Origin of the sequence: Pseudoalteromonas sp. GABNS16E (genome assembly GCF_028598715.1) — a bacterium.
Lineage (GTDB): Bacteria > Pseudomonadota > Gammaproteobacteria > Enterobacterales > Alteromonadaceae > Pseudoalteromonas > Pseudoalteromonas atlantica.
This window is the reverse complement of the sequence record NZ_JAQREZ010000038.1, coordinates 1-23,314: the sequence shown is the minus strand read 5'-3', so window position 1 is coordinate 23,314 and position 23,314 is coordinate 1. Positions and strand designations below refer to the sequence as shown.

Sequence of the window (23,314 nt, the reverse complement as noted above, 5' to 3'; positions counted from 1 at the left end):
TCCAGTGTTAATTGTAGGTTATATGTGCAACAGTTTTGAAATCAATTTCTAACCGCCAAATAATGTTAGTGTTAATAGCGCGATAGAAAGACTTTTCATTTATAGCAAGGAAGCACCCTTCATTCATCGGTGCTCCTTTATAGTCATCCAATACACGACCTGACTTCCAGTAACCTCTTGTGATGTCAGAGCTATTAATATTGGTAATTTGCATAAAATGATATGCGGGGTTTGCAGGTGTAAACCCTCCAAAATATGCAGGATTGGCTACCACATTAGCGCAGGTGTCAAGGTCACTTACACTGGATTGATTGATTTGTTCGGTAGATAAAAATCTGCCAGAAATCAGTGGGATGCTTTGTTGTGACTCTGCAATATATGCTGTTAGTCTAACAAACTTTAGCTCACCTTCTAACAATAGTCTCTCACAGTAGTCTAAATAAACTTTTCCTTCATGAACTGGAGTAATTTTATTAGATTTAAACCATTTATCAACAGGAGAGTTAAAGTTGATGATGCGTTCTTTGGTTAGTGAATTAGGATTATATTGTCTAAATAGACTCCCTATGTATTCATAGTTCTTTTCAGACGCATTATCAGTAAGCGCTACTTGGAATACATAAAATACTTTATCCTTCCAACGTTGGGGAGGAGTAGTGCTACTAGAGTAACCTTCAGCCAATAACTCTTCCAACTCTAAAGCCTTTTCAATTGGTAATGGTGAGCAGATCTCCCTCATCATCTTTTCGGCTTTAGCTACGACTTCATTATTTATAGCACCATATTGAACAAGTTTATCCCACTCATACTTGATAGTCTCAGCCCATTCTGGTAACTCTATTTCATCATGATTTAAAGAATTATATTTATTAAAACGATGCCTAAGTATGTTTAATGCATCTTGTGCTGATTGAGATTCCTGTATTACAGCTTTATTAGCTAGTTTAGTTAAAACAGAATACCTCCCTGTGTGTCTACAGTTGTTTAATATAGATTCAAAATCTAGCGTGTCCGCAAGTTGATCCCATAACTTTAGATTAAAAGGTATTAGCTCAATTGCACCACAAATAATATCTGAGTGTGATCCTGAGTCCATAGAGAATGCTTTTGGGCTGAAAAATTTAATAAAAGAAGGATAAGATTTTGATAGCCAAGATGTTAACTCAGCTGCTTTTTCTCTTCTTAGCCAAGCAGGGTGGTTAAGAGTATGGCATAAAAGTTGTGTTAGACTTTCCTCAAGACTACTCCCCACTTTATTATTTGATTTTTCCTTTGTGTAGCTAGTAATGTATTCTGAAGTATCTCCGACTATTATATTGATATGCTCAATAGTATACTTTAGTAGTTTATTTTGTATGTCATGTGATGACCGCTTCCCCAGCCAATCAACTAGCCCTTCAGCTATTTGCCAGCGCTGAGTGTTTGTTTCATTTAAAATAAGTGAAGAAAATAGTTTTACTATTTCTGGGACTGAGTCGGTGGTTTGTGCCAATAGAAAACGACTTCTGCTAGTTGTTGATAGGCTTTCTCCCCAAATAGTCCAACCACCACCTTGCATTGCCTCCATCCCTGCTAAAATTTTACTTGTTGCACTCGAGAAATTATTTCGGCGAAGTAAACTCTCAGCGTTATCTAATAACTTCTCTGCAATTTGGGTTACTGACTGTTTACCAAATATACCAGGAATAACCATATCATCAGAGTTACGGCCTAAGTTTTCATCTTTATGCACATCAGCATTTGGAGCTAACGACTCATCATTATCTGTAATTTCCTCTTTTTCAATCTCATTGATCAGAGTTAATTCAGTTTGAAACTTTGTTTCAAACTGCTCTCTGAGTCCCTCGGAAATAATTGAAAAAATTGTATTAATAAACTGAGCTTTACTTAATTCGTCATTAAATTCTGACTCACAGATTATTTCTAATCTATCAAAAGCTTTACTCACTGAACTTTGGTCATCTGAAATATTATTTAAGATTAATCCATATGCTTGGGTAAAGCTGCTATAATGGCGATCGTCTCCAAATTGAAAACATTCTAGAAGAGCCCAGCAAAGCTGCCAGTCAGCAACTTTATAAATATTTTTAACAATCAATACTATGCAATCTTGCTCGTCAAGAGCATTGCCAGGAAAGCGAGATCCCCTAAGTTCATTGAGCCGGTCAATGTTATCTCGAGTGACTTCGATGTGCATCTGTTCTAATGTGCCATATGTTTGTGTAATAAAGTAATCTACAGCAATTTTATACTTACCTTTTACACACAAGGCACCAATAAGATCTCTTTTGGCGTATCTAACAAATCTTTGAAAAGTCATTTCTCCGCTAGCTGCGTCAAGTATACCTGCAATATCTTTGATAACTTCATGTTTTAAGTTCGAAGTAGTACTTAAAGATTCGAGTGCGGTAATGCATAAACCAAATTGGTCCTCTTTATACCAGCTTGGCCCCATTGAAAGAGATAAAACTCTCTCATAGGTTCTTTTTGCTTCCTCTTGTGCGTCTAATTTTTTATATAAAGCAATTATTTCTAAAAGCTCAGGGATCAGTTCATATCTATTTTTAAGATTTTGACTTACATACTTGTTCCATTGATGAACTAAATTGAAAACAAGATCTTCTGATTGAGAATCTATTTTTTTTCTCGTTAAACACTCAATCGTATTCTTAAGTATTCTTCTAAATCCCTCTGAATATATTCCATATTGAGTATCAAACTGAGTATTAAGATGGTTTATTAAATAGCTAATTTTGTTTTCAAAACTTTGAGATATCGTCTCAGCTAATTCCTTGTAAATTAGCGGGAAAATACCCTCAGGTATGTTATATGAATCTTGCCATTGCTCTCGCTCTGACAAAACAAACTTTATATTATCAATAACGCTTTTATTGAGTATATCCCATACATTTTCTAGCTCTTTAGCATCACTACTTTGATTGTATTTTCTTGCTTTGCCACTACACCAAGCAACTATTTTACAGATGGAGCTTATGCTTTCTTCCCAGTTGTTATTAGTGAATGGGATAAAATTCGGACATTTAAAGCAAGTTTTAGCATATGCTTTTAGTCGCCAGTCAGACATGTTTTGAATGAAAAGGTATTCATCACTCGTGATTCCGTCTTCTCCGATGAAGGTAAAGGAGCTCAACTCTTCAATTTCTTTACTAAAGGTTTCTATAATTTCTTTTGGCGCATTGAGAGTTAAAAGAGCGCTAGTAGCTACACTATTTAGTTTATTAACTCCACCACCACATTCAGCAATGATGGTTAGAAGGTCATTAAAAACTACTGTAAGTATACTTCTATTGGCAGTTAAGCCGTAATAGCGACATAACTCAAAATAAATAGGAATCGAGGATAAAATAATTCCTGTGTAGTCACTGATAGGACCTCGATAGATCTTGCGTAGCTCTGAAATAGGCACGTAGTGTTCCAGTAGGCACATTGCGGTTGCTTGGGAGTTAGCTACCATTTCGTTTTTGAACGCATCGCTATACTCTTTATTTTTTGCGTTGGATGAAATAACTTCCGACCAATAAAGTTGAAAGTTCACGAACTTCTTATAAGCGGATTCGTCACCAAGTCGAGTTTTAAGCATGAAAAGTTGAGAGTACAAGCTAAAGAAGTTCATAAATTCGTCATATGGAATCCCATCTCCACTTAATAAATTTTCAAACTTGTCCTCAATAAACATCTCTGTAGTTCTTGTTAGATTGAGAGCTTCTTGATTAGCTTCTTCATTCGAGAGGTGTAAAACTATTTTGAAAGATTCTTGAGGAGGTATTATTAACTGACCATACCTAACTACATGTTGCAAAACTTCTTCTTGTTTCCCAATAGAAATAAGTGCTCCAGCTGTCAAACTAGCTGATTGAGCAAATAAAACGCTATAGCGGAAATTAATTCTTTGGGACAATAATAATATTCGAACTGTTTCAGCTAAATCACCTAACAGTGTTGCAGCCTCTAAGGTTTTATGAATATCAATTTGCAAAGTGTCAGGCTCTACTCCTTGTAGGACACATTTATCTACCCAACTTTGATTACATAATAGAATTACATGAGATTTATCATCATTCTCTATCTTGAGGCCGTGATAAATTAAATTAAGTAAGCCGTATTGACTCTTTTGATTTTTTTCACAAAACTCAAATAGTCTCAGTTGAATACTCTTCTCAAGCAATTGAGTTTTTTCAACCAAAAAGTCTGAAAATGATGAGTGATAGACGGTTGTTTCATTCTCATTTAAAAGTAAGTGTTTTATTCTACTATGAGTACTTATTAGAATAGCTTGTTCGCTTTTATTTAAAATCTCCGAAAAGAAACTAATAGGAATCCCCCATCGTAATCGAGCAACAATTGCTAATAGATTTACCGCAGCTTCATCGTTTTTTAACTGTGACCAAAGTAAATCGTAGTAATTTCGGATTGTTCCATCAATCAGGGGGAAATCAGATAACTCTTTTTTAGTTAATCCTGAGTTTACTAGGTCTATTAAATAGCGAAGGTATAGAGGGTGTCCTTGAGCTCTTTCACAAATTAAGTTTACAGTTTTAGGTACTGCAAATTCATTATATAGGTTGGTATAGCAGAAACTTTGGGCTGAATTATATTTCAGGGGAGGGAGCGAAATACATAAACTTTTATTCAACCTTTGTCCCAATTGAGCTTCAAATTGTTCATAGTTAGGGGCTGCTAGAACAATAATCAAGCCTTTAGGTAGTTGTATTGGTAAAAGCCCAATGAACTTACTTAATAAAGCAGGGTCATGCCGAGAAATTTCGTCAAGCCCATCAATAAATAAAATACCTACTTTTTTATTTAAATCATATTTATTGCAAGCTATGGAAAGGAGCTGTTCTGTTTCTTTTATTAACCTGTGGTAATCATAGTTATCTGTCCTTATAGGAGTCCCGTTTATTAATTTTGATACTTGCATATTTAGCCAATTAAAGAACTCTATAGGCTGTGCTAGCTGTACTGCATTTTTGGACTTCTGACTTTGCGAAAAGCAATAAGTAGCGAAGTGTTCAAGTGAGTCATTCAATGGGGAGTAAGTATCACAAAAAGTGGATTTTCCTATCCCATGAGCGCCGTTAATGAACCTATAACTATTGCAATTTTTGGTGAGTAGTTCATCAAACTGCTTCACGAATTCAAATCGTGAAGCTATGGTTTCATTATTAGACAAACTTTCTTCTTGTGTTATTGGAATATCATTTTGAGCTAAAAAATGTCGTAGTGTGAAAGTTGAAATGACATGTAATGTTTTCTCAATTGAAACTCGAATTATTCCAACGCAAGCTTCATCGCATATTAAAGCAGCTCCAGAAAAGCCTTTATAACTACTTAGAGATAATTCTTGGTTAATACTAATTTCGATGTCAGATTTTAGTTTTGTAGCTTCAAAAGTTTGGATTATTTTTCCTTCTAAACGGTGACCGATTGTTAGTTTAGCTACTGGCCATCCATAAGAGTAGAACTTTGAACCATCTAGTGGCATCTGACAACTGATAGTTAACGGAGTTAAGTCGGGTTCTGAGTCGAGCTCTAATAGAGCTACATCTAAGCTCTCATCATAATCCAGCACTTTTGCTTTGTGAGGTAATTTGGTTGTGCCATATTCAAAAACAACATCAACCTCATTGTTACTCTCAGTCGGATCTTCCAAACAATGGCTTGCTGTCAATACTAATTTTGAAGACACAAGAAAGCCAGTTCCTGACTCCTCACCACATTGAATTCTACATGTCGCTGATTGTGCTGTTTTATCTAGCATCTTAATCCTTTTTGATATTAATCCAATTTGTAGCATTTTCTACAACTGTGAAAGTTGCTCCAGTGGTTGTTTGATAGTTTTTAAGCTTCCTAGATGCTGAGGTTGAATAGTTAAAGTAAATAGTTCTCATAAAATTCGCTTCTCTATCAACGATTGCACAAAGGGGTTCTAAATCGGGGTGATTATGATTTCCACTACCATTAGTTGAAATAAAAAATGCCGGTGCATCTATCAATTTTAGGAGCTCTGGGCTGGTGTTGTGGATACTACCGTGATGAGATATTTTTATTGCATCAAACTCTAAGTTATCGCCTTGAGCTTTCATTGCATTTAATTCAACTATAATATCTTCGGCCCAAGCGTCAGCTAGCATAAGTACTCTAACACCGTCTAACTCAATTATAGTTGCAATTGAACTTCCATTTGTTTTTGACTCATCAGGTGAGTATATATCCTCAAGCTTTATATTTTGGCCAGAAGATGTTAATTCTGGGAGCTTGGTATTTTCTTCTTGCCTATGTTCTAAGCTTAGCTCAAATGCATCATCGACAATTGTATTTGATGTAACAGATTCAGTAAGTCCATAACGCTTTAGCTCTTTTTTCCATGAGTGTAGAAGTTCTTGTAGTCTTAACTTTGTAGGGGTTATAACTTTTATTGAACCATTAGGAAGAGATGTGTATGAATTCTCTTCTACGCATATGTTTTTTAAACCATGTTTCTCATTCCAACAATATCGACCTTTATTTATCAAAGTTGCTAGTGTACTGCCTTGTCTAGCGCTAATTTCTTCTACTTGCTCAGTTTCTGCAATTAAATTCTTGGGGTGACCTCTTCTTATGAACGATTTCAGGATTTCTAAGCTTTCCTGTGAAATTTCAGAACTATTTGGTAATGAAAGGCTTCGAAGACTATTGTGCCAAACTTTTTTGATCGAGATAACTTTACTTAATATTTTACTTTCGTTCAGTAATAAAAGTCGGATAATTCCGCCAATATGATCAGCATCAATATGAGTTACAATAACTAAATCTAGAATATTACCTTTACTCGCTAAGTTATCGAGATCTTGTTTTATGTGTTTATCGAAGGTCTTTGCATAACCGCCATCGATCAAAATATTAGTATCGGAAGAGCAAATCAAAAATGCATCTCCATTTTCGGCTGGGTACATTTTAATTTTCACATTAATTTCCCTTTATTGATTTTTTTAATTCTTGTTTGTTAAAAATATACTCTCAGATCAATTGTTATAAAAGTTAATGTGTTGGCGCAGCACTTAATCCAAAAATATCAAGTTAGTATCAGGTTGTTTATTCTTAAACTTTAGTTATTTAGTTGATTTTTTGAGTTCCTTGATTAGCTCAAGCTTTTTCTCCGTGTCTAACTTTGATATTTCAATTACTAGCTCTGCTGTTGTCTCATCTTCACAGAAAAAATAATTCAATGGAACATTTAGTTCATCAGCGATCTTTTTTAGAGTCGTTAAATCTGGAATATGACGGCCTTTTTCATAGTGGTTCATGCGACCACTCGCTGAGTTTTCATCCATACCGATAAGTATCCCCAGCTGCTTTTGAGTAATACCTGACTTAGCGCGGGCTTGTTTGAGTCTAATTGGGATTGGATTTTGGAACACAAAAGTATCATTTTTTCAGTCTCTAATAGCTTAGATTGTCTAAGTTTTACAATAGTTTGTACACTTAGGAATCCTAAGTCTGATTTGTGGGTATGTTCTTAAAATCACTCTCAAGCATAAAACTTAGTATTTCTAAGTTTTGCATTGTTCTATATACTTAGCAACCCTAAGTTTTCTTAATTGTTGTAGTATAAGAAATGCCCCACGTTATCAAATTAAACCAACATATTTATTCCCTTTTGATCGAAAAAGAGTGCAATGGCTTTACAATTGTCGAGCTCAGGGATGAGTTATTAACCGTAACTGATACATATCAAGATATAGATGAGGCACGTAAATTCATTTATAGACAAACGACAGCTCTTGAGCGGAAGGAACTCCTAAATTCAAAAGGAAGTGGCCGCCATAAAAAATATTTTAAAACTGAGCTGTTTAATAACGTTACGTTTGTGGCGAAACAGGTTGTAATTGAACAAGAAAAATCAATTAGCAGTAATACTGATAATCAAGCATCACCGCTTGTTGAAACCTTATTAAATGAAAAGAAACACTTTGAGGCTGAGCTTGCAATTTTATTAGGGGAAGTTGATGAATATAAAGCTCTACAAAAGCGATTCCCTGAGCACCTTAGCTTGTTCTACTCTGCATTAGATGATGCTAAAAATAATTCAGCTAAGTTATTAGGAAAAGTTAACGCTTTAACTACTGTATTGGCCTCTTTGGATAATGGTGCACGGCAATGTTGAGAAGTTGGCAAAAAGAATGTGTTGAGTTAGCGGTAAAGAAATACGCTGTTAGTGATAAGCACTTTCTATGTCAGGCTACTCCAGGTGCTGGTAAAACAATAATGGCAGCATCATTGGCCAAAACGTTATTTGATAAAAAAATGATAGACAGAGTGATCTGCTTTTCACCATCGGTTGAAGTGGCTAATAATATCAAAAGAACATTTGGAAAAATAATTGGGTGTTCATTTGATGGCTCATTTACGGCTGTAGGTGTTTCAATGACTTATCAAAGTTTATGCTCCATTCCTCAAAGTACCTGGGATGGGCTAAGTAAATACCGTACATTTTTTATTTTTGATGAAATACACCATTGCTCGTTCTCGCAAGATAAATCTAAAATCAATACGTGGGGTGAGAGAGTTGTTTTCCATTTACAGGATATTGCAACTTACACGCTTGCGCTATCAGGCACTCCTTGGCGCTCAGACGCTCTTCCTATCGCTTTAGTGAACTATTCTGACCCAGAAGGTGAGTTGATATGCGATTATCAATACAGCTTGAGTCAGGCCATTAGAGATAATGTGTGTAGAGAGCCAAAAATAGTTTTAGTTGATAGCAATAATATTTCGGATGGTCACGATACATATGGGTCTATAGCTGAATTTGTTAGGCAAGCTCACTCAACGTACCAAGAGGTGCTTAATAATGACTCTGCACTTAGATATTTACTAAAGTTAGCCGTATTAAAATTGTCGGAGATAAGAGCTTCAAACCCAACTGCCGGAGGCTTAGTTGTCGCGTCTTCAGTTAAGCACGCTGAAATGATAAATAGTTTATTAATTGAAGAATTTAATCAAACGTCAACCATAGTTACTTACTTACACGATAATTCAACACAGAAAATTAATTTATTTAAGTCATCTACTGAACAGTGGATTGTTAGTGTTGGTATGATCAGTGAAGGGACCGACATACCTAGGCTACAAGTATGCTGTCATTTAAGCTCTATAAAAACAGAGTTGTATTTTAGGCAAGTTCTAGGGCGCATTCTTAGGTCTGGCAAAGGTAAAATTGAATTCGCATGGTTATTCACATTTGCAGAAACAAGCTTAGTTGAGTTTGCTGAGCGTATTAATATTGATATACCAGATAGTTGCTCTTATGTTGATATGGAATGTGACACAATCTTGGTGAGAGAAGATATATTTAGACCTTTAACATCGCCAAAGATAAACAGGGATAATAAGTTAAAAGAAACCCTTGATAAACTCGTTCTAGGGGGCCTAACTTCAGAACGCGGTATAGCTTATGATGAGCTGCTTTCAGGTTGTTCATTAAGCAGTATACAAATTAAATCACTTAGAACTAGAGTTATAGAAGCATTTTTATAGTTCCATAAAATGAGCCATATTCTGTTTATATTATCACTCTTAGTACATAAATAAGGCTAGCTTTTATTTGACTCTGCTAAGTAATGGGAAATTTTTTAGAGATAAGTATCGAAATTATTGCCTCAGCTACATCCTTGATTTCACCATATTATTAATTTCAGAAACAACTTTTAGGGTAATAAATTTATTCCAAATTTACTAACGACGAATGCAAACACTCCAAAAATAAAACAAGTTATTAAGGCGCTGAGGCCGAGTGATGGCCAAAAACCAAATCGGTGTAGTAATGATGGAAATATTAAAAACATCGGTAAGGTAGGCACAACATACCAAAATGTGTACCAGGCATGACTCGCAATTTTCTCTGGCGGCTGTTTTTCAACGTACAACCAAATCATCGCTAAAATGGTTACCAATGGAAGTGCTACAATTAGTGCTCCGAGTTTATCACTGCGCTTTGCGACCTCTGAAACCGCTACAACAATTGCTGCTGTCACTAAGTATTTAAAAATTATCCAACCCATGTATTACTTTCCTTTTTAAATAAAAAATAAAAACCGATTGCCTATCGGTTTTTATTTTGCCATGATATGGCTATGTTGTTAAGAGATATTTGATTATGCAGTTAGGCGAATTAGAAAAACTAGTACTTCAATATTTGTGGTCTTCTAAAGAAGCGGATGCAAAGCATGTGCACAGTCGTTTAGGTAAAACACGTGGCTGCACTCTCAATACTATTCAAAGCACCCTTGAAAGACTTTATAAAAAAGGCCTTCTTAGCAGAACTAAGCAGGGTCATGCTTATAATTACCGAACTAAAGTTGATCGTAACTCGCTTATAGCTACTTTAATAAATGATATTACAGCTGACTTTGTTGAAGAGGGTGAAAACAGTTTAATTGCTGCATTTTCTTCTACTTCGACTAATTTTAATGATACACAATTAGATGAGCTCGAAAAGCTTATAGAGCAACAGCGAAAACTACGAAGCGGAAAAGTGTAAACATGATTGTTGGAAATTGGGCCGTGTTTTTAAATCTAGCGAGCGCAGCGGTGACCGCTTTTATTTGTGTGATCATATTGATTTCCTTCTTCCACACCTCGCTTTGTAAAAAACTTACTATTTTCCAGTTTACCGAGCGTAAGTTCATGCTTTGGTTAACTATTAGCAGCCCTTGGTGGATCTCATTATTGTGTGCAGCTGTATTTTGGCAGGCACATCAAAACCAAATGTCTAATTGGTTGCAAGGGGTTGCTCACTGGCATCACCTAGAGGTTTTCTCTGTCTATAGTTGGCATTCGGTATTACTTATATCAGCAGCTTGTTTGATGACAAGCGCTAGCGTACATGCATTTTTTAGTCTTAATAGACATAGTTCAGCAATGAGCAGTCTGTTGGCTTTATCAAATACTCAACCTCACAAAGATTATCCCAACCAGTCTGTACACGTTATTGACCACCTTGTACCAGAGGCATTTACTGTTGGTTTTTTCAATCCAAAAGTGTATATAACCAGCGGATTACAAGCACTTGATGAAAAAACAGTACACATAGTCATACAGCATGAACTAGCACATTTAAAAGCCCGAGATCCGCTTTTTAAAACACTGTTTAGTCTATTTGGTTGGTGTTTTCCTGCGTCAACGCGCGCGGCGTTACAGCAATCTTATACGGCTTTAACAGAACAAATCGCTGATGTCGGTGCAACGCAAAGTTTTGATGGATTAGATGTGGCTCAAGCACTTATTAATGTTGCTCGATTTCAACGACAACAACATATTACGAATGACAATATATACATGAGTCATTTTAGTAATGAACAAATAACTCAGCGTATACAAACATTGTTAATGCCAATCTCCACTACGCCTAAGCTACTTTTAATGATCACCTTGTTTAGCTTTGTGGTTATCACTTTATTCACACTGTCGACTGTCGATAGTGTCCACCATCTTATCGAAACTTTTTTCATCCACTAAGTAAGGATTAAAATGAAATCATTTAGTAGTCATTTTACCCACAAAAAACCGATTGGTAGTCGGTTTTTTGTGGGGGTATTGATGGCTTTTACAGCACTGCCGTGTTTTGCAAGTGCTGAGGCTTATCAAACATTAAATCTAAAGCAAGCCATCTCATTTACGCTTGCTAACAACCCGCAATTACAGGGCTTCTTTTATCGAGATAAAGCCCAGCAAGGCAAAATAAAGCAAGCAAGTATAGGCCAAAGACCACAAATAGGCTTAATGGTTGAAGATGCTTTTGGGACAGGTGAGCATAGTGGTTTGCAAAATATGCAATCAACCTTAACTTTCTCTTGGCTGATGCAACAAGAGCAAATTGATAGTCGCGTAAAAGCAAGCCAGTCTGAACTTGAGCAGTTACGTTTAGATAAACAAATTATTGCACTTGATTTAGCCGCGATGACTGCGAAGCAATTTATTCAACTACTGGTGAAAGAAGAGGCACTAAAGCTCAATAAAATGGCAGTAAGACAAGCGAATGAAGTTGTAAATGCAATAGATAAACGAGTTCGTATTGGTCAGTCGTTGGCTATTGATAAAAATTTAGCCAAAGCTGAACTAATTAAACAAAAATTACTTGTCGAAGATCTTGAGCATGAAATAGCTAGCGGAAAATATCAGCTTTCAGCCTTGTGGGCAGAGCCTCGCACTGACTTTACACTTACAGGTAACTTATTGCAGTTACCTAAAATTGTAGATTTTCAGTCACAGTTCGAGCGCTTTAAAAATGCGCCTCGTTTGATGCAGTTAGCAAGTCAAAAACGTATTGCACAATCACACATTGAATTAGCTCAAATTGAAGCAAAACCACAATGGCAATTCACAACAGGCTTACGTCGCTATGAATCTACGGATGACTTTGGGCTCGTGGCCGGTGTTTCTATTCCGTGGGGAGCATCTGGCAGCAATGCCGGAACGGTCGCTAAGTTACGTGCCGAGCAAGATGTATTAACAGCGCAAGCGAAGAGTTTAACTCAACAAGCTAATAGCCAGCTTTATGCTTTGCTTCAAGAAGTTAAGCATTCTGTTCATGTAATTACCACCTCAAAAAATGAAATCATTCCCACGCTAGAAACCGCGCTTACCCAAGCAAAACAAGCATTTAACGTTGGTAAATTGAATTACAACCAGTGGAGTAGCGTGCGTCTGGCGCAATTAAGCGCGCAATCAGAACTACTTAGCGCTTATGAAAGCTTACATTTACAGCATATAGAAATTCAGCGTCTTACTGGCGCATCGATAGAACAATGAGATTATTTATGAAAACGACAAACTTTATTCCCTCCATAACCGTTGCCGTATTACTCGGCCTCAGCGCGGGGGTACATTTACCCGCTAGCGCAGTATCAACACCTACTACAGAGCAAGCAGAGCCTGAAAAAGGGCCGCATAATGGTCGTATGCTTCGTGAAGGAAGCTTCGCATTGGAGTTAGCGATTTTCGAAACAGGCGTACCACCTGAGTTTAGAGTATGGTTAACGGATAATAAAAACCCAATTAATCCCGACGATGTTGAATTAACGGTTACGTTAACCCGATTAGGTAATGTGATTGATGATATTAAGTTTATTAGCCAAAGTGACTTTTTACGTGGGGATATGGAAATTTACGAACCGCACTCTTTTATTGTCACAGTAAATGCGAGCTACCAAGGAAAAAAATATCGTTGGCAATACGATAACCTAGAGGGGCGAACAAAAATCGAACCCGCAGTAGCAGATGCAATGGCGATTGAAACTGCAATTGCAGGGTCTCAAAAGCTTCATCAAACGATCCCTGCTTATGGACAGGTTTGGTTACCGCCGAGTGCGCACCGCACTGTTTTTGCACGTTTTGAAGGTGTTATTACACACTTAAATGTAAAGCTTGGCGATAAAGTAAATAAAGGCCAAACTTTAATGACGATTGAAAGTAATGAAAGTTTAAACCCCTATGAGATAAAATCGCCTATTGCTGGTTTTGTCGCAAAACAAATGGCTAATTCAGGTGAGCAAACGAATAACCGAGAACTGCTTGTTATCACAGACGCGAGTCAATCTGTCGTTAAATTAGCAGTCTACCCGAGCGATTACAGCAAAGTATCTCAAGGCACTCTAGTGAGCATTAAGGCAGAAGGTAGTCTTGTGAATATTGCTGGTAAGGTATCATTTATAGAGCCAAAAGTTAGAAGTGATCAGGCAAGAATGGTGTGGGTTACGTTGGCACAACAGGCTGAGCCTTTGTTGGAAGGGAGTTTTGTTAAAGCCGATATTGAAACTGCTTCTTTTGAAGTTCCTTTAGCGGTAAAGAAAATAGGCTTACAGAGCTTTCGTGATTTTACGGTCGTGTATACAAAAGTCGCTGATGAATATGAAGTCAGGATGCTTGAGCTGGGTCGTTCAGATGCAACATGGGTAGAGGTACTAGGTGGACTGCCTGCTGGTACTGAGTATGTTACTGAAAATAGCTACATCATCAAAGCCGATATTGAAAAGTCTGGCGCGTCACACGATCACTAGGAGAGCGTAATGTTAGAATCGATTTTACGCTTTGCTATAAAGCGAAATATCCTCGTTCTTGTCATGGTATTAGCCATTGCAGGATTAGGCTTATGGAATTTTACTAAACTACCTATTGATGCAGTACCTGATATAACTAATGTTCAGGTTATGATCAACACCGAAGCGCCAGGCTATACGCCGTTAGAGGTTGAACAACGCGTTACTTTTCCCCTCGAAAATGCATTAGCTGGGCTACCAGGGCTTGTAAACACACGTTCTGTGTCTCGTTATGGTTTATCGCAAGTTATTGCTATTTTTTCTGATGATACCGATGTTTACTTTGCTCGCCAGTTGGTTAATGAGCGGCTGTCTAGTGCTCGTTCCGAGTTACCGATAAACCTTTTACCTGAGCTTGGCCCGATAGCTACTGGGTTAGGTGAAATTTTTATGTTTACGGTTGATGCTATACCTGGCGCTAAAAACCCCGACGGTAGTGAGGTAACTCCCATTGATTTACGAACAATACATGATTGGACAATTCGCCCTCAATTAATGCGGGTGCCAGGTGTTGTTGAAGTAAACCCTATTGGTGGTTACGAGCGAGAAATTCTCATTGCGTTTAAACCTGAAAAACTACTGGCTTATAATCTTACCTCAGCAGATGTTGTTGATATTATTGGTCAAAACAATCAAAACCAAGGCACAGGATTTATTGAAAAAAGCGGTGCACAATGGTTAATTCGCGTCCCTGGTCAGGTGGCTGATTTAACTGAAATCACAAATTTACCCATTAAAACCATCGACGGTAGCGCAGTGTTTATTAAAGATGTTGCCACTATAAGTGATGGTAAGGGGCTTCGTACCGGTGCTGCTACTCAAAATGGCCGCGAAGTGGTGATGAGTACCGTGTTCATGCTAATAGGAGAAAACAGCCGCACAGTTGCACAAGGCGTGGGTGAAAAGTTAAAAGAAATCAATGCCAGTTTACCCGAAGGTATAGTTGCAAAAGCCGTCTATGACCGAACTAAACTGGTAGATAAAACGCTTAATACTGTTCAAACTAACCTGCTCGAAGGGGCCATTTTAGTTATTGTTGTATTATTTATATTACTGGGGAATTTCAGAGCCGCATTTTTAACGGCTTTAGTGATCCCATTTGCAATGTTGATGACAATAACCGGTATGGTACATACGCGAGTCAGTGCAAACTTGATGAGTTTAGGGGCATTAGATTTTGGTCTATTGGTTGATGGTACGATAATTATCGTCGAAAACTGCTTACGTCGTTTAAGTATGAGAGGTGATACCCCTCTTTCTTTAAAAGCACGTTTAGATATTGTTTTTACGGCTACACGAGAGGTTATTCGACCCGCTTTATTCGGTGTATTCATCATCACCGTTGTTTATTTACCTATTTTCGCGCTTGAAGGCGTTGAAGGAAAAATGTTCCATCCAATGGCATTAACGGTTGTGATTGCTTTGCTTTGTTCAATGGCGCTTTCGATCACATTTGTGCCTGCAATGGTCGCCCTATTATTTAAAAAGCCAATTAAAGAAAAACCTAATCATATTATGCTGGGGTTAAGCCGTGTTTATAAACCAGTACTCGCATTAGCATTAAAAGGCCGCTGGGCAGTAGTACTAATCGCTTGTTTACTTGTGACATTTTTTGGTTATCAAGCAACACGCTTAGGGAGCGAATTTGCACCAAATCTTGATGAAGGTGATATCGCTATGCACGCGCTTCGTATTCCAGGTACTTCCTTAAGCCAAGCGATTGAGCTACAAAAAGTCTTGGAAGAAAAAATTACGCAGATGCCTGAAGTAGAACGCGTATTTGCAAAAATTGGTACCGCGGATGTAGCAACAGATGCAGTACCACCTAGCGTAGCTGATAACTTTATTATTCTAAAACCACGAGATCAGTGGCCAAACCCAAATAAATCTAAAGCTCAAATAGTAGAAGAGTTAGCTGCACTAGTCGAGCCTATTCCAGGTAACAGATATGAATTCTTACAGCCAATTCAAATGCGTTTTAATGAATTGCTTGCCGGCGTTCGCGCAGAATTAGCGATTAAAGTATTTGGTGATGACTTTGAAACACTCGCTACGTTAGGAAAAGAAATTGAATCTGCGATTGCAAATGTTGATGGCGTAGCTGATTTGATGGTTGAGCAAACAACAGGTCTACCTATGCTTGAAATTATACCCAATACTGAAAAGCTAAGTCAGTTTGGTATAAGCAAAGCACAAATTCAGTCACAGTTAGCTACCGCATTAGGAGGAGCTATCGCAGGCAAGTTTTATCAAGGCGATATTCGTTCTGATATTGTCGTTCGTTTAGAAGAAGTGCAACGTAGTAATGTTGAAAAGTTGGGTTACTTACCTATTAACTTACCAAATGGAAGCTCTATACCATTACAAGAATTAGCTACCATCAAGCTAACTAATGGTGCAAATCAAATTAATCGTGAGAATGCCAAACGGCGTATTGTAGTAACCACTAATGTTAGAGGGCGAGACTTAGGAAGTTTTGTTGGTGAGATTCAAGCGACTATTGAAAATGAAGTTACGATCCCTTCCGGCTATTGGATTGAATATGGAGGAACGTTTCAAAAGTTACAATCGGCCTCTGAGCGGTTAAGTGTGGTTGTGCCAGTTACATTGTTAATGATTATAGGTTTACTTATTTTAGCCTTAAACTCACTTAAAGATGCTGCAATTATTTTTACCGGTGTGCCTTTAGCGCTTACAGGTGGAATTGCAGCATTGTTGTTGCGTGATATTCCATTTTCAATATCTGCTGCTGTTGGCTTTATTGCTTTATCTGGTATCGCCATATTAAATGGCTTGGTAATGGTATCGTTTATTCGTGAGTTACGCAGCTCAGGGATGGGGCTTAATCAAGCGATAACAGAAGGGGCATTAACTCGCTTACGTCCAGTTATAACTACAGCACTGGTTGCCTCATTAGGATTTATACCTATGGCACTTAATACAGGAATTGGTTCAGAAGTACAGCGACCTCTAGCGACCGTGGTGATTGGTGGCATCATTTCATCGACCTTACTAACATTATTTTTGATCCCCGCACTCTATCGACTTTTACACAAAGAAAAGGAGTCTATTTTGACTGAAAGTGAAACGTTGGAGCGATCTGATGCCAACTAAAATAATAAACTTTAGCATAGTGATTTTAATGCTTATTTTGGCTTTATTAAGCTTTGAGGCATTAGCACACGGAGTCGATGATAGTACTCGCGCTTTTTTAGAGCAAAACCAAGGTGTACAGTTTGTGCCATTTATTTATATTGGGGCAAAACACATGCTCACCGGTTACGACCATATATTGTTTTTAATCGGTGTGATCTTCTTTTTATATCGCAGCAAAGATGTATTGCTGTATGTCACCATGTTCACCATCGGCCACAGCACAACCTTACTACTTGGTGTGCTTGGCGATATTCAGATTAATGCCTATTTAATTGACGCTATTATCGGTTTTTCAGTTATTTATAAGGGCTTTGATAACTTAGGTGGGTTTAAGCGTTGTTTTAATTGGCAGCCAAATACAAAAATGGCTGTGCTTATTTTTGGTTTGTTTCATGGCTTTGGCTTAGCAACCAAGTTACAAGAGTTTCAATTACCCGAAGATGGATTACTGACAAATTTAATTGCCTTTAACATTGGCGTAGAACTTGGCCAATTTTTAGCGCTCGCAGTTATCTTAATTGCCATTAATGTGTGGCGTAAACGGCCGTCATTTCATCGTTTTTCAACATTTATCAACGGTGCGTTAATGAGTGCCGGCTTAATGCTAGTCGGCCTTCAATTAACCGGCTATATAATTAATTAATTTAGAGAAATATATGCAACATACAGTTAGTTCAAAAACACTTATAAAAGCCAGTATCACCGCTTCATTAGTTGCGATAATCGCCTTTGTGCTATTTATCCTTCCGGCAGAATATAACATTGATCCAACCGGGCTCGGTAAACAACTGGGCGTTACTAAAATAGCTCAGACATCAGCGCAAAAACCACTTAAAACATCAGATTCATTGCAAGTGGGCAGTGATGAGTTTCAAACAATTGAAGTCACTATCCCTGCAAATCGCGGGGTTGAATATAAATTTGAGATGCAACAATATGAAAAAATGACCTACGAATGGATGACCGATGGCGCTTCTTTACATTTTGATTTACACGGAGAGCCAGCAGGAGACACAACCGGTTACTTCGAAAGCTATGCAATTGCCAATTTAAGCGAAATGAAGGGCAGCTTTACCGCCCCATTTGGGGGCTCACATGGCTGGTACTGGAAAAACAACTCAGATAACCCCGTAGCTATACAGCTTTTAGTAAAAGGACAATATAAAGTAATTGGCTTAAAACAATAAACTTAAAACTTAATAGGAGAAAACAATGAATAGATTAATTCCAATAGCATTAGTTTGTATTTCATTAATGAGTACTGGTGTTCTAGCACATAGTGATCATGGTCACGTTAGCGATCAACAAGCTATTAGTATTGCAGCTAAATCAATAAAGAAATTGGCCTTTAAAGACTATGGTTTTGAGGTTGGAAAACTAAATGATTCTTGGAAAGGTATTTCTTCAGAAGCATTTACTGTCGTAAACGAGAGCGATGATACTTATATTATCCAAGCATCAAATGATAGTGAACAAGTTTATTTCAAAATAGCTAAAAATGGTCAGCTTGTAGATGTAAAATCGAAAAACGATTTCTAATCTAATTGTTAATTGGCACTGTGAGTTTTTACAGTGCCAATTAACTATTTATCGTCAAAAACACTTTTAGCTATTTAGCAATCGAAGTTGGTGAGGTCTTCGAAGTGTCAGAACAGATTGATGCTGGACTCAAAGAGATAATTCAGACTTTAGACTGGGTCAGGTACCCCCATAAATAAACTGTTCATTATATTTTTAAATTAAATACTTTACCTTCTACCTGGCAAGCATCCATATCCCAGCAGCGATCATAAACAGGTTTTCTGTAAGTGAAATAAAGCCTAACGGTACATTACTATCACCGCCTACACATGCACATTTGAGTTCGCGCTTATCTATATATACGGCTTTAAAAACAGAAACAGCACCAACACCACCAATAAATAATGAAATAGGAGCAATACTATATGCTGGCAACCCAGCTATCATTCCAATACCAACAAACGCTTCTAAAAATGGGTAAACATAGGCATACCTCACTACTTTCATCGCCACTAAGTCATAAGTGATAAATGAATTTGAGAAACTAAATAAATCTTGAAGTTTTTGTATTGCCAACACAGCCATAGTTAACGCAACAAATAGCTCCACGGTTTTCATGGAAATTAATCCATGACCCATTGCAAAACTAAATGCCAAACTTAGTAAAAATGCGACCGCGAAGATTGCAATAACCGGGGTGTAAGTTGTACCTTGCTGTCCAGCTTTTGGCTTATCAAAGTAATCACGTAAGTCGTCATAACCACCGATACGTTTATCAGCAATAAATGTTTGTGGTGTGGTCTCTACGTTGTGCTTTGCTTTAAATTTATCTGTTTGTTCACGAGAAGATAATAAGTGATCATTAACATCATAACCCTCGCGTTCTAGAAGGTCTTTTGACTTTAAGCCAAATGGGCAAATATGCTCATCTGTTGCCATTCTATAAAGCTCTGCTGATTTACTCATGTTTAGCTCCCTTTTACGTATTCTTATAAAATTTTACTTAGCATTAAAATCCGGTACAGCTCTAGATTGTGCTTGTTCCTGAGTTTCTGCTAGGCCATTTTTTTCTATATCGTTCAGTAACCACTGCATCTCTTTAATCTCACGACGCTGTGCTTCAATAATATTTGTTGCAAGCTCTTGGACGCGCTTGTCTTTGATGTTAGCTCTATCACTAGTCAGTATAGCGATTGAATGATGCGGTATCATGGCTGACATCCAAGACTGATCGTTGACCGTTATTTGCGAACGTACTAAAAATAATGCGCCTACAAAGCTAATAATGCTGATCCCTAAAACTACGCTGTTTTTCTTTTTATCCTTATACATATTTAGCATAAACAACAGCATAACTACCGCCATTGCAGCCCCCATATAAATAGCCATATAGGTACGCGTTTCACTAAAAAACACATGGCTTAGCTGATAACTATTCAAATACATTAGTACAAACATGACTAATGTTGATGTGGCTATCATTAAGAAAAATTTTAAATACTGTGACATTACAATGGCTCCTTTTCAGTTGTTCAACTTGTATTTTATTTATACTAAGGGGTATTACTTACAATTTATAAGGCGTAAGCCCACTATATATTTAATCATCGCATTAATACTTACGGCTAATTCAATAACTATGCCATAAGAGTTAAAACTGCACTGCGTATTTGCTGATATGCTTATAAGTATGTTGCTGTGAATCTTGAGTAAGTACTTCAATATTATATTTATGAAAACGATTGCCCATCTCCATACCTGGCGTGCCAACAGGCATTGCCGGAACTGTCAGCCCGATCGTTTTCTGAGGGTGTTGTTCAGCTAAAAACTGCTTTATATATTTAGCTGGCACGTGCCCTTCAAAAACATACCCATCGGCTGAAACAGCGCTATGGCATGAGCGCATATTTGGCTTTATTTGATATTGAGCTTTAATTAGCCCCATATCAGCAACATCTATTGCTTTTGTTTTAATGCCACTTTCATTAATATGCTCAATCCATTTTTTACAGCACCCACAGGTTTTACTTTTATAAACTGTCAACTCAATCTCTGTTTTATCTTTTTCTATGGCCTCTTGGACTGGCAATACACTGTGTGGGTTTTCCATACTTTTTACTGATATAGACACCGCCAACATCACTGAAAGTGCAGTTGTTATGTACGTTAATCGCATGTTACTTCCTTAATTTGACCAATGAATATGTGTGATTTTCCAGCCATTGCGGGTCTTTTTTAGAGTCATTGACTCCATACCCGTTGTGTTAATGGCTTTACCTTTGTAGCTGCCCATCGTTTCACTTCGCGAAATGGAGTAAGCGATATCACCACTTATATAAACCTGATGTTCTAATAGTTTGCTATTAACCGAACTGAGGTATTTCATATCCGCTAGCATGTGGTGATTTGCATATTCATCGGCAGAACGCTCAACGCCTCCGCCTTCAAAAATAATGACGTTATCAGCTAATAATGAGCGAGCTTTTTTTTGATCACTTTGATTTAATGCTTGGTGAAAGGCACTTACTGCTTGCGCAGCTGGGGTATCGGTACCAACAAATAACACACGCTCATTTGCATGTTCCTCATTCTTGTGTGCGCTTACAGCTAGTGAGTTCAATGCGCCAAAAAGTAATAGCGATGTTATGATTATTTTTGCAGAGTTATTAAACATGTTGCTCTCTTTTTATTAAATTAATTTGGGGGACCAACAAGTGTGGTGAACACGCTTGTTGTAATAAGTACAAAAGCAGCTATCAGCATTTCTACACTGATGGAACGTTTTAGTGTACCTACATGCTGTTTTTGGGTGATTCTCGGAACTAAAATTAGTTTGTGCCAAGCCCCCATCATAAGCATCGCGCTCACTAGTAGCAGTTTTAGCAAAATTAATTGCCCATAACTTGACGTGAACAGCGCTGATAACGAATGCAGGTAATTAAGCAAAAGCGCTAAACCTGAAATAAGCAGCACAAATACAACGATGATGGCTAAGTGCCCAAACAGGTGCATTACCTTCTTAACTTCATGAACAGATAATATGGTACAGCTTTTATATAGTGGCCACAGTGACCCCACCCAACTTGCTATTGCAAGAAGGTGAAAAGTTAAAATGCTTTTTACTAACCCATTTTCATTTGCACTGTGACCTGTGAAAGTGAAGCTATATGCAATAGATATAAGCAAAACCAACATAACTGTATTATTTATAACCACTGCAAAACGGTGCTTTATGTTAATGCGCCAATTAAGTGCAACAATCATAGCCACAAAAAGCGCTGCGCCTCTGAAAAGAGCTTGTTCTCCTATAACTGATTGCCAAACAATCTCTTGCATAAAAGGGTCTAGCATTCCCGCTACACCAGATTCTGCAATTGCACCAGCTTCAATTGGTACTTGTAAAATGACAGCAATAAAACCCAATGCCACACATTGAATTTGCCAGCGCTTTAAATACTGAGAGAAACTTATAAAGTGATGACCAGATAAATTACTGGCGATAATAAAACGAATTAAAAAAGTACCAGCAAGTGCGGCCAAAGCACTATAGCTTGCTAGTTTTAATAATAATAAGAGTACTGACCATTCACTTAATTGCATTATGTTGCTACTTAATGATTATGTTTGCTGTGGGTATTAGATTGTTCTTGCATCATCTTATGCGATTCACTTTTGTGTACCATAAATCTAAACGTGTCGGTCATTTTATGTCCATCACCACCCAGTGCTGTCCATTTAACCGTGTAAGTGCCTTGGGCTAGGCTCGGTAATGACCAATTAAAGTCTGTGCTTGGGGTGGCGCTGGGTTTGAAATCAAAGTTTATTGATTTATTTTTTTCATCTTTGATGATGACTTTTGCTAGCCTTACTTCACCACCAAAAGTTAACGAAAGTTGCTCTGGGCTTTTCATTAACATGGCTTCTTGCGCAGGTGTTGATTGCTTGAGTGATATATGCGCTGATGCGGAAAATGTAAGCACTAAACCTAAAATGGCTACTGCAGAATTAAAAAACTTCATAATTACCTCTTATTTAAAATGATTAAAACCAAAATTTAATACCCGCAACAAATGCGGTGTTGTTGCTACTTTGTCCACTTGATGTGGCATAGTCGGCGGTATTGCCAAATTTATTGCTCCATTCAACGCCAATATAGGGCGCAAACTGGCGTGTAAATTCATAACGAACCCTAAAGCCAATCGCGCTGCTTGATAGGCCACTTCCAAGTTCGTTTTGTTTATCGTTTTTGCCATAAAGTGTAATTTCGGCTCGCGGTTGTATAATTAGCTTTTGCGTGAGTAATAGTTCGTACTCTGCCTCTAACGTAAATGCGGTATTGCCTCGCTCACCTACGTATGCTGTCATATCAAGTTCAAACCAATAAGGGGCTAAACCTTGTAAGCCAAAAGCTAACCATTGCCGATTTTCACCTTCTTTATTGTAATCAAGACGAACACCTGCTTGAGTATCCCAATATGCTGATACGGCGTGACCCCATAAAATATCGGTTTGGTTTTCTTCAATACTTCCTTCGCTGA

21 protein-coding genes are annotated in these 23,314 nt (G+C 37.6%); 10 read left to right on the top strand and 11 right to left on the bottom strand.

The window, feature by feature from the left end:
- Positions 1 to 7: 7 nt before the first annotated feature.
- The 3 genes from avs1b to PSI06_RS14785 all read right to left on the bottom strand — a co-directional run bounded on the left by avs1b (position 8) and on the right by PSI06_RS14785 (position 7,421).
- Positions 8 to 5,782: an AVAST type 1 anti-phage system protease Avs1b gene (gene avs1b / locus PSI06_RS14795; protein WP_165724365.1), complete on the bottom strand. Its 5,775-nt coding sequence runs from the start codon at positions 5,780 to 5,782 to the stop codon at positions 8 to 10.
- A 1-nt stretch (position 5,783) separates the two neighbouring features.
- On the bottom strand, positions 5,784 to 6,968 hold the full coding sequence (avs1a, locus tag PSI06_RS14790; RefSeq protein ID WP_165724364.1) for an AVAST type 1 anti-phage system MBL fold metallo-hydrolase Avs1a: 1,185 nt from the start codon (positions 6,966 to 6,968) through the stop codon (positions 5,784 to 5,786).
- A gap of 144 nt (positions 6,969 to 7,112) precedes the next feature.
- Positions 7,113 to 7,421 (bottom strand): helix-turn-helix domain-containing protein, encoded by a 309-nt coding sequence (locus tag PSI06_RS14785; protein WP_165724362.1) that lies wholly within the window; start codon positions 7,419 to 7,421, stop codon positions 7,113 to 7,115.
- Between the two features lie 197 nt (positions 7,422 to 7,618).
- Here PSI06_RS14785 and PSI06_RS14780 point away from each other — a divergent pair, with 197 nt between their 5' ends.
- Both PSI06_RS14780 and PSI06_RS14775 read left to right on the top strand, forming a co-directional pair.
- Positions 7,619 to 8,167, top strand: a complete 549-nt coding sequence (locus PSI06_RS14780) for a hypothetical protein (protein ID WP_182758729.1) — start codon at positions 7,619 to 7,621, stop codon at positions 8,165 to 8,167.
- Positions 8,161 to 9,540, top strand: a complete 1,380-nt coding sequence (locus tag PSI06_RS14775) for a DEAD/DEAH box helicase (protein ID WP_182758728.1) — start codon at positions 8,161 to 8,163, stop codon at positions 9,538 to 9,540. Before PSI06_RS14780 ends, PSI06_RS14775 begins: the two co-directional genes overlap by 7 nt.
- Before the next feature lie 170 nt (positions 9,541 to 9,710).
- Here PSI06_RS14775 and PSI06_RS14770 read toward each other — a convergent pair whose 3' ends face one another.
- On the bottom strand, positions 9,711 to 10,064 hold the full coding sequence (locus PSI06_RS14770) for a DUF3147 family protein (protein WP_008467186.1): 354 nt from the start codon (positions 10,062 to 10,064) through the stop codon (positions 9,711 to 9,713).
- A 95-nt stretch (positions 10,065 to 10,159) separates the two neighbouring features.
- On the opposite strand from PSI06_RS14770, the gene PSI06_RS14765 reads away from it, so the two are divergent.
- Genes PSI06_RS14765 through PSI06_RS14730 form a run of 8 tightly spaced genes read left to right on the top strand, consistent with a single transcriptional unit; the run spans position 10,160 to position 18,794 of the window.
- Complete coding sequence (locus tag PSI06_RS14765) at positions 10,160 to 10,543, top strand: BlaI/MecI/CopY family transcriptional regulator (protein WP_008467191.1); 384 nt, start codon at positions 10,160 to 10,162, stop codon at positions 10,541 to 10,543.
- A 2-nt stretch (positions 10,544 to 10,545) separates the two neighbouring features.
- Positions 10,546 to 11,520, top strand: a complete 975-nt coding sequence (locus tag PSI06_RS14760) for a M56 family metallopeptidase (RefSeq protein WP_182758727.1) — start codon at positions 10,546 to 10,548, stop codon at positions 11,518 to 11,520.
- Between the two features lie 12 nt (positions 11,521 to 11,532).
- Positions 11,533 to 12,813, top strand: a complete 1,281-nt coding sequence (locus PSI06_RS14755; protein ID WP_182758726.1) for a TolC family protein — start codon at positions 11,533 to 11,535, stop codon at positions 12,811 to 12,813.
- Between the two features lie 8 nt (positions 12,814 to 12,821).
- On the top strand, positions 12,822 to 14,060 hold the full coding sequence (locus PSI06_RS14750; protein ID WP_182794240.1) for an efflux RND transporter periplasmic adaptor subunit: 1,239 nt from the start codon (positions 12,822 to 12,824) through the stop codon (positions 14,058 to 14,060).
- A gap of 9 nt (positions 14,061 to 14,069) precedes the next feature.
- Complete coding sequence (locus PSI06_RS14745) at positions 14,070 to 17,213, top strand: efflux RND transporter permease subunit (protein WP_182758724.1); 3,144 nt, start codon at positions 14,070 to 14,072, stop codon at positions 17,211 to 17,213.
- Positions 17,203 to 17,898 carry a HupE/UreJ family protein gene (locus PSI06_RS14740; protein ID WP_273604126.1) on the top strand — a complete coding sequence of 232 codons (696 nt, stop codon included), beginning with the start codon at positions 17,203 to 17,205 and terminating at the stop codon, positions 17,896 to 17,898. Before PSI06_RS14745 ends, PSI06_RS14740 begins: the two co-directional genes overlap by 11 nt.
- A gap of 13 nt (positions 17,899 to 17,911) precedes the next feature.
- Positions 17,912 to 18,442 (top strand): hypothetical protein, encoded by a 531-nt coding sequence (locus tag PSI06_RS14735; RefSeq protein ID WP_165724355.1) that lies wholly within the window; start codon positions 17,912 to 17,914, stop codon positions 18,440 to 18,442.
- A 25-nt stretch (positions 18,443 to 18,467) separates the two neighbouring features.
- A complete protein-coding gene (locus tag PSI06_RS14730; protein ID WP_016900200.1) occupies positions 18,468 to 18,794 on the top strand; it encodes a DUF6488 family protein in 327 nt (108 codons plus the stop codon).
- A 216-nt stretch (positions 18,795 to 19,010) separates the two neighbouring features.
- Here PSI06_RS14730 and PSI06_RS14725 read toward each other — a convergent pair whose 3' ends face one another.
- The 7 genes from PSI06_RS14725 to PSI06_RS14695 all read right to left on the bottom strand — a co-directional run.
- Positions 19,011 to 19,742, bottom strand: a complete 732-nt coding sequence (locus tag PSI06_RS14725; protein WP_016900199.1) for a MauE/DoxX family redox-associated membrane protein — start codon at positions 19,740 to 19,742, stop codon at positions 19,011 to 19,013.
- 33 nt (positions 19,743 to 19,775) lie between these two features.
- A complete protein-coding gene (locus PSI06_RS14720) occupies positions 19,776 to 20,285 on the bottom strand; it encodes a DUF305 domain-containing protein (protein ID WP_016900198.1) in 510 nt (169 codons plus the stop codon).
- 142 nt (positions 20,286 to 20,427) lie between these two features.
- Positions 20,428 to 20,952: a DUF411 domain-containing protein gene (locus PSI06_RS14715; protein WP_182758722.1), complete on the bottom strand. Its 525-nt coding sequence runs from the start codon at positions 20,950 to 20,952 to the stop codon at positions 20,428 to 20,430.
- 9 nt (positions 20,953 to 20,961) lie between these two features.
- A complete protein-coding gene (locus PSI06_RS14710) occupies positions 20,962 to 21,450 on the bottom strand; it encodes a YybH family protein (RefSeq protein WP_002963268.1) in 489 nt (162 codons plus the stop codon).
- Positions 21,451 to 21,470: 20 nt separating this feature from the next.
- Positions 21,471 to 22,376: a copper resistance D family protein gene (locus PSI06_RS14705; protein WP_273604127.1), complete on the bottom strand. Its 906-nt coding sequence runs from the start codon at positions 22,374 to 22,376 to the stop codon at positions 21,471 to 21,473.
- 11 nt (positions 22,377 to 22,387) lie between these two features.
- Positions 22,388 to 22,795, bottom strand: coding sequence for a copper resistance CopC family protein (locus PSI06_RS14700; protein ID WP_008109924.1), 408 nt, complete (start codon positions 22,793 to 22,795; stop codon positions 22,388 to 22,390).
- Between the two features lie 22 nt (positions 22,796 to 22,817).
- Positions 22,818 to 23,314: copper resistance protein B (locus PSI06_RS14695; RefSeq protein ID WP_273588111.1), on the bottom strand; the 497-nt coding region annotated here is incomplete at its 5' end.

What these genes read in the sequence shown, in the direction of transcription:
- PSI06_RS14705 (WP_273604127.1), bottom strand. Translation starts at nt 22,376, where the DNA reads ATGCAATTAAGTGAATGGTCAGTACTCTTATTATTATTAAAACTAGCA.
- PSI06_RS14760 (WP_182758727.1), top strand. Translation starts at nt 10,546, where the DNA reads ATGATTGTTGGAAATTGGGCCGTGTTTTTAAATCTAGCGAGCGCAGCG.
- PSI06_RS14775 (WP_182758728.1), top strand. Translation starts at nt 8,161, where the DNA reads ATGTTGAGAAGTTGGCAAAAAGAATGTGTTGAGTTAGCGGTAAAGAAA.
- PSI06_RS14780 (WP_182758729.1), top strand. Translation starts at nt 7,619, where the DNA reads ATGCCCCACGTTATCAAATTAAACCAACATATTTATTCCCTTTTGATC.
- PSI06_RS14765 (WP_008467191.1), top strand. Translation starts at nt 10,160, where the DNA reads ATGCAGTTAGGCGAATTAGAAAAACTAGTACTTCAATATTTGTGGTCT.
- PSI06_RS14755 (WP_182758726.1), top strand. Translation starts at nt 11,533, where the DNA reads ATGAAATCATTTAGTAGTCATTTTACCCACAAAAAACCGATTGGTAGT.
- PSI06_RS14745 (WP_182758724.1), top strand. Translation starts at nt 14,070, where the DNA reads ATGTTAGAATCGATTTTACGCTTTGCTATAAAGCGAAATATCCTCGTT.
- PSI06_RS14770 (WP_008467186.1), bottom strand. Translation starts at nt 10,064, where the DNA reads ATGGGTTGGATAATTTTTAAATACTTAGTGACAGCAGCAATTGTTGTA.
- PSI06_RS14725 (WP_016900199.1), bottom strand. Translation starts at nt 19,742, where the DNA reads ATGAGTAAATCAGCAGAGCTTTATAGAATGGCAACAGATGAGCATATT.
- PSI06_RS14700 (WP_008109924.1), bottom strand. Translation starts at nt 22,795, where the DNA reads ATGAAGTTTTTTAATTCTGCAGTAGCCATTTTAGGTTTAGTGCTTACA.
- PSI06_RS14710 (WP_002963268.1), bottom strand. Translation starts at nt 21,450, where the DNA reads ATGTTTAATAACTCTGCAAAAATAATCATAACATCGCTATTACTTTTT.
- avs1b (WP_165724365.1), bottom strand. Translation starts at nt 5,782, where the DNA reads ATGCTAGATAAAACAGCACAATCAGCGACATGTAGAATTCAATGTGGT.
- PSI06_RS14735 (WP_165724355.1), top strand. Translation starts at nt 17,912, where the DNA reads ATGCAACATACAGTTAGTTCAAAAACACTTATAAAAGCCAGTATCACC.
- PSI06_RS14720 (WP_016900198.1), bottom strand. Translation starts at nt 20,285, where the DNA reads ATGTCACAGTATTTAAAATTTTTCTTAATGATAGCCACATCAACATTA.
- PSI06_RS14750 (WP_182794240.1), top strand. Translation starts at nt 12,822, where the DNA reads ATGAAAACGACAAACTTTATTCCCTCCATAACCGTTGCCGTATTACTC.
- PSI06_RS14715 (WP_182758722.1), bottom strand. Translation starts at nt 20,952, where the DNA reads ATGCGATTAACGTACATAACAACTGCACTTTCAGTGATGTTGGCGGTG.
- PSI06_RS14730 (WP_016900200.1), top strand. Translation starts at nt 18,468, where the DNA reads ATGAATAGATTAATTCCAATAGCATTAGTTTGTATTTCATTAATGAGT.
- PSI06_RS14740 (WP_273604126.1), top strand. Translation starts at nt 17,203, where the DNA reads ATGCCAACTAAAATAATAAACTTTAGCATAGTGATTTTAATGCTTATT.